Raw genomic sequence first — 6,091 nt, forward strand, 5'->3', positions numbered from 1 at the left:
GGAGGCGGGGCTGTGTGGTGGGGGGTGGGCCCGCGGCGCGCGGGTAGCCGGCGGGGGGGGGGGGGCGGGGCGGGGGGACTCCCACGTCGGGCCCGCGGGCCCCCCCCCGCCGCCGCGGCAGCCCCCGCCACGCCCGCTCCCGTCACCGCCGAGGCCACGGTCGTCCAGCTTCCCGAACGGCTGCCGGAGGTGACCCGCCCCGTGGTGCTGACCGGCACCGTCGCCGGCCAGACGCCGGAGGGGCTGACCCGCGTGCGCACCGCGGCGGGTGAACTGCTGCTCGACAGCGCGGTCGAGCTGCCGCCGGACAAGCCGGTCACCGTGCAGCTGACTCCCGGCGGCACGGCCCCGACGGGCGCCCCGGCCACGGCGCTGCCGGGCAAGCCGACGGCGCTGATCCTGCTGCAATCGCTGGCGAGCCCGGCGACGCCATCCACCGGCAACGCGACACAGACCCCGCCGGCCGGCAGCGGCGCCACGCCCGCCGTCCTGCTGCCCACCCCGACGCAGACCGCCGTCCCGACCAACTTGCCGCCGCTGTTGCCCGGCACCGTCGTGCCGGCGCTGGTGCTGGCCGGCGGGTCGGGCGCCAAGCTGCCGACCGCCGCCGCGCCGCCGGCGCAGCCGACCCCCGCGGCACCGGCCCCCGCCGCACCGGCCGGGTCCGCGAAGCCGGAGGCTCCGGCCGCCGGGGTGCCTGCCGCTGCGACGGGCGGAGCCTCCACGCCCGCCCCGGCCATGATGGGCGGCGGCAGCGCCACCTTCGGCACGCCGGTCCAGCTGGGCGGCAACGCGGCCCATCCCGGCGCCGAGACGCCGACGGCGCCCACTCCGCCCGGCTCCAGCGCATCGGGCTCGACCCCACCGGGGGAAGCCGCCGGCAATCCCGAACCGCCCGACCTGCCGCGCGGCGCCACGGTCGCGCTGAAGATCCTGACGGTCACCCCGCCGCCGCAACAGCCACAACCGCCCGGCAACCCGGGGGCGGGCAATCCGGAGGCCAACGGGCGCAACCAGCAGGCGGGGAGCCAATCCGGCCAGCAACAGGGCGGACAGGCCGCCGCTCTGCCGACGCCGCAAGCCGACGAGCCGGCCCTGCCGCCCGACACGCCAATCCTGCGCGGCACGGTGGCCGGCAGCACGCCGCAGGGCCAGCCGATCCTGGCGACCAGGCAGGGCATGCTGGCGCTGAACGTCCCGGCCAGCCTGCCGCAGGGGGCCACGGTGACGGCGGCGCTGGCCGACCTCGCCCGCGCCACCCAGGCGGCGGCTCCCACCCTGCCCGGCCCGCCGGGACCGCTGGACGGGCGCGACTGGCCGGCGATGCGGCAGCTGATGGCGACGCTGGCGGCGGCCGATCCGGCGGCGGCCAAGGCGATGCTGGCGACGATGCCGCAGCCGAACCGCAAGCTGACCGCGGCGTTGGGCTTCTTCCTGTCGGCGATGCGCGGCGGCGACGCGCAGGGCTGGCTGGGCGACGATGCCGCCTCCGCCCTCGACAAGGCGGGGCGCCGCGACCTGCTGGAGCGGCTGGAGAAGGATTTCGACGGGCTGCGCCGCGAAGCGGCGGAACCGCTGCCGGGCGACTGGCGCAGCTACACCATCCCGCTGATGGATGCGAACGGGCCGAAGCCGATCAGGCTGCATGTCCACCCGTTGCAGGAGGATGAGGAAAGCGGCGGGGCCGAGCGGTCGAAGCCCGGCAGCCGCTTCGTCATCGACCTCGACCTCAGCCGGTTCGGGCCGATGCAGCTCGACGGTCTGGTGCGGCCCAACCATTTCGACCTGATCCTGCGCAGCCATGCCGCCCTGCCGCCGGAGCTGCGGGTGGAGCTGATCCAGATTTTCGCCGACAGCGTGCGGGCGGTGGGCTACACCGGCGGCCTGTCCTTCCAGTCGGGTGTGCGCAGCTGGGTGAAGCTGACCCGCGCCGGACAGGCCGGGCTGGGGGTGTCGGCATGAGGCGGGAGCGGCTGTCCACCCGCCCCTCCCCCGACGCCCGCCACGATTTCCTGGTGGAGCTGCGCGGCGAACCGCTGCCGGGGGTGCGGCTGACCCTGCGGCTGGTGCCCGACCTGCTGGTGCCCGATCCGGCGTCGGTCGTGGCCTATCTGGCGGAGTTCGCCAGTTTCCCGGACGGGTTGGAGGCGCTGGCCGTCGCCATTCTGGACGACATCAACAATGAACTGGTCCCTCGCTGGGTCGAGGTGGCGGTGGAGGGCGATTCCCCCCTGCCCCACCGCGTGGTGATCGAGGACCGGCAGCCGAGCTGGGACAATCCCCGGCTGATCGAGCGGCTGCCTCCGCCGTGACGCCCGGTCACACCGCGTAGGGCGGCTTGGCGAACCCCGCCGGCGAGAGGGTGAAGATCTCGCAGCCGGTCTCCGTGACGCCGACGCTATGCTCGAACTGGGCGGACAGGCTGCGGTCCCGGCTGACGGCGGTCCAGCCGTCGCCGAGGATCTTCACGTCCGGCCGGCCCGCATTCACCATCGGCTCGACCGTCAGGAACATTCCCGGCAGCAGGTCCTGACCCTCGCCCGGCCGGCCGTAATTCAGCACGTCCGGCGCATCGTGGTAGATGCGGCCGATGCCGTGGCCGCAGAAGTCGCGGACGACGCTGAAGCGCTCCGCCTCGACATGGCGCTGCATGGCGAAGCCGATGTCGCCGACCGTCGCGCCGGGGCGGATGGCCTCGATGCCGCGCATCATCGCCTCATGGGTCACGTCGATCAGGCGCCTGGCGCGCAGGCCGAGCTTGCCGACACCGTACATGCGGCTGCTGTCGCCGTGCCAGCCGTCGACGATCACCGCCAGATCGATGTTGAGGATGTCGCCCTCCGCCAGCCTGCGATCGCCGGGGATGCCGTGGCAGACGACATGGTTAACCGAGATGCAGGTCGCATGGGCGTAGCCGCGATAGCCCAGCGAGGCGGGAGTCGCCCCATGGCCGAGGATGTAATCGTGGCAGAGACGGTCGAGCTCCGCCGTGGTGATGCCCGCTGCGACATGGGGAGCGATCATGTCCAGGGTGGAGGCGGCCAGCCGGCCCGCTGCGCGCATTCCGGCGAAATCCTCCGGAGCGTGCAGCTTGATGCTTCGGTGATCGGCGATTTCGCTCATCGGTCGGCCCGGTTCATGGGAGGGGGGAGCTGGGCGGAGGCCGCCGGCCCGGCGGCGACCGGCATGGCGGCGTGAAGGTCGGCGATCATCCGCTCGACATAAGGCGGCAGCGGCGCGCCGCGGGAGAGGTGGGGGCGGAGGATGGCGATCGGCGCGTCGAAGATCAGGAACTTGGCCCGCGCCACCCGCTCCTCGTCGGACGTCCCGTCTCCGCAGGCCGCGACGCAGGCCTGGAAGGCATCGTCGAACCCGTTTTCCAGCTCCTCGAGCCTCGCCCTCTGCGGTGCCGGGGGCGGGCTGTCCTCGAACAGGGCGACCGGCTCGTTGAGGAGCAGGAAGCGGGCGCGATGGCCGTTCTCCCTCGACCAGGGCAGGATCGCCAGCGCCGCCTCGCGCGGGCGACCCTGGCGAAGCAGCGGAGCGAGGGCATCGACGAAGGAGGCATAGGCGGTGTTCCAGGCGATGCCGAGAACGGCCGCGCGCGAGTCGAAGCGATGATAGATCGATCCCGTCGGCGCCCCGACCCGCCGGGCGATCGCCTGCATGGTGGCGGCGTTGGGGCCGCCTTCGGCGACCAGCACCATGGCGGCATCGATGAAGTCGGCTTCGGAAAACAGTGCGGTTCTGACCATGCCAATTAGAATGGACGTTTTAGAACGTGCCGTCTATTTGTTTTTACGGAAACCGACGACAAGACCGGTGAGCGTGCGCGATCTCGGATCGGAAGACATCGGTTGCCCGCTATCGGTTCGGACAGGCCCATTCGCCGCTGGGCAGGCTGTGGGCAGCGTTGCGTCTGCCGGAGGCTGCGGGATGAGAAGGGGCTGGGGCTGTTGTGATAGGGTGGCAAGCACAAAAACGCTTTTGAAAGCGGACAGGCCAGATGACCGATGATCTTCGCGCGGTTCGTGACGCTGTGGCGGCGGACGGCTTCTCCTTCGTCGCGGCGGACGCCATGCAGGGATTGCTCGACGCCGCCGGGCTGCGTGATTGGGAGGGGTTCGGCGCCAGTTGGAACGACCTGGGCCTGGACACCTACATGGCGGACGGCGGGCGCTACCGCCGCCGGCGCCATGCCGCCTTCGCGGTGTCAGCCGGGGAGATCAGGCGCAAGCCGCACCAGCCCCATTACCAGAGCCGCGACTACAACCCGCTGAACGGCGGCCTGGAACGCTGGTTCGAGCCGATCACCGAGGCGGTCGCGACCCATCCCGCCCTGAACGCGATCCTGAAGACCTGCTTCGCGCTGTTCGACCCGCTCACCCCCGCCGGCATCAGGCCGGAGGTCTGGCACACCGAGGTCCATCAGTTCCGCATCGAAGCCCGTGCCGGCGAAGCCGGACGGCCCACCCCGGAAGGCATGCACCGAGACGGCGTGGACTGGGTGCTGGTGATGCTGGTCCGGCGCGAGAACGTCTCCAGCGGCACGACCAGCATCCATGACCTCGCCGGCCGGCCGCTCGGCAGCTTCACCCTGCGCCATCCGCAGGAATCGGCAGTGGTGGACGACGCCCGGGTGTTTCACGGCGTGACGCCGGTCGAGCCGACCGATCCGGTGCGCCCGGCTTTCCGGGACGTGCTGGTGGTGACGATGCGGCACGCCTGATGCCGCACGCCCGACTGGCCGCCCCGTCACAGCCATGGCCACGGCCTTAAACGGAATACTGCGGCATACTGTCCACATCAGCGTCCGGCACCGGATCCGGTTTGCCTCGAACGCTAATATATTAGTATAATAATCTCATGAGTTATCCGGTGAGGCCGAGCCATGACCGCGGATCCCTTGGAGACGGCGCTGCTCCTGCGCGTGGTGGTGATCCTGGGGCTGCTGCTTCTCGGTTTTTACTAACCTCCTCCACAGGGATGCCTGAGCATGGCGACCGACCTCAAGCGAGAGAATTACTCCGCGACCATCGACGGCAAGCCGGTGGATCTGTTCACCCTGCGCAACGGGCGCGGCATGGTGGCGCGCATCACCAATTACGGCGCCAAGATCGAGCAGATCCTGGTCCCCGACCGCGACGGCGTGCTGGGCGACGTGATCCAGGGCTATGATGGGATCGAGGGCGCGATGGGCGGGCAGGCGTCGATGGGCTCCTTCATCGGGCGTTATTGCGGGCGCATCCCCGACGGGCGCTTCACCCTGGACGGCGTCGCCCATCAGGCCGCGGTCAACAGCCCGCCCAACACCCTGCATGGCGGCCAGCGCGGCTCGCGCTTCCGGGTCTTCGACGCCCGGCAGCTCGACGAGGCCAGCCTGGAGCTGACCTATGTCTTCGAGGATGGCGAGGAGGGCTTTCCCGGCACCCTGCCGCTGCGGCTGGTCTATACGGTCGGCGACGACAACGCCCTGACCATCGCCTGGACCGCGGTGGCGGCCGACAGGACCACCATCGCCAACTTCACCGACCACACCTTCTTCAACCTGTCGGGCGATCTGGGGTCGTCGATCCTCGACCATGTCGCCACCATCCATGCCGGCCGCTATCTGGCGCTCGGCGACACCGGGGTGCCGACCGGCGAGATGGTGGAGGTCACCGGCACGCCACACGATTTCCGCACCCCGGCGGCGCTGGGCGCCCGCATCGACGCCGACGACCGCATGCTGGCGCTCGGCAAGGGCTACGACCTGCATTACGTGATCGACAGGCCGGCGACCGGCACGGCGCCTGTCCTTCTCGCCCGCTTCCTGCACCCGGCGAGCGGCCGGACGCTGGAGGTGCTGTCCACCGAACCCGGCCTGCAACTCTACACCGGCAATTTCCTGGAGGGCAAAACCCCGCGGGATGTCGGCAAGGGCGGCACGCTCTACACCAAACACAGCGCCTTCTGCGCCGAGCCGTCGAAATTTCCCAACGCCATCAACATCCCCCACTTCCCCTCGACCGTGCTGCATCCCGGCCAATGGACCGCCGGGTCCATCGTCTACCGGTTCGGGGTCGCCTGAGGCGTCGTCCCGCCGCCCGCC

6 protein-coding genes are annotated in these 6,091 nt (G+C 71.1%); 4 read left to right on the forward strand and 2 right to left on the reverse strand.

Going from position 1 to position 6,091, the window contains the following annotated elements:
• Positions 1 to 189: 189 nt before the first annotated feature.
• A complete protein-coding gene (locus GBZ48_RS35390; RefSeq protein WP_343049805.1) occupies positions 190 to 1,962 on the forward strand; it encodes a hypothetical protein in 1,773 nt (590 codons plus the stop codon).
• On the forward strand, positions 1,959 to 2,312 hold the full coding sequence (locus GBZ48_RS35395) for a hypothetical protein (RefSeq protein WP_174475299.1): 354 nt from the start codon (positions 1,959 to 1,961) through the stop codon (positions 2,310 to 2,312). The genes GBZ48_RS35390 and GBZ48_RS35395 overlap by 4 nt, the downstream gene beginning before the upstream one ends.
• 7 nt (positions 2,313 to 2,319) lie before the next feature.
• Here the strand turns inward: GBZ48_RS35395 and map are convergent, their stop codons facing one another.
• Positions 2,320 to 3,123, reverse strand: a complete 804-nt coding sequence (gene map, locus GBZ48_RS35400) for a type I methionyl aminopeptidase (protein ID WP_174475300.1) — start codon at positions 3,121 to 3,123, stop codon at positions 2,320 to 2,322.
• On the reverse strand, positions 3,120 to 3,755 hold the full coding sequence (locus tag GBZ48_RS35405; protein WP_174475301.1) for a TetR/AcrR family transcriptional regulator: 636 nt from the start codon (positions 3,753 to 3,755) through the stop codon (positions 3,120 to 3,122). The genes map and GBZ48_RS35405 overlap by 4 nt, the downstream gene beginning before the upstream one ends.
• Positions 3,756 to 4,006: 251 nt before the next feature.
• Between GBZ48_RS35405 and GBZ48_RS35410 the strand changes: the two genes are divergently transcribed.
• Together GBZ48_RS35410 and GBZ48_RS35415 are read left to right on the forward strand one after the other, a co-directional pair.
• The gene (locus tag GBZ48_RS35410) at positions 4,007 to 4,729 is read left to right on the forward strand and encodes a 2OG-Fe dioxygenase family protein (protein ID WP_174475302.1); all 723 of its coding nucleotides are present in this window, start codon (positions 4,007 to 4,009) and stop codon (positions 4,727 to 4,729) included.
• A 267-nt stretch (positions 4,730 to 4,996) separates the two neighbouring features.
• Positions 4,997 to 6,070: an aldose epimerase family protein gene (locus tag GBZ48_RS35415; protein WP_246307688.1), complete on the forward strand. Its 1,074-nt coding sequence runs from the start codon at positions 4,997 to 4,999 to the stop codon at positions 6,068 to 6,070.
• Positions 6,071 to 6,091: the final 21 nt, after the last annotated feature.

The organism is Azospirillum melinis (genome assembly GCF_013340935.1).
Classification (GTDB): Bacteria; Pseudomonadota; Alphaproteobacteria; order Azospirillales; family Azospirillaceae; genus Azospirillum; species Azospirillum melinis.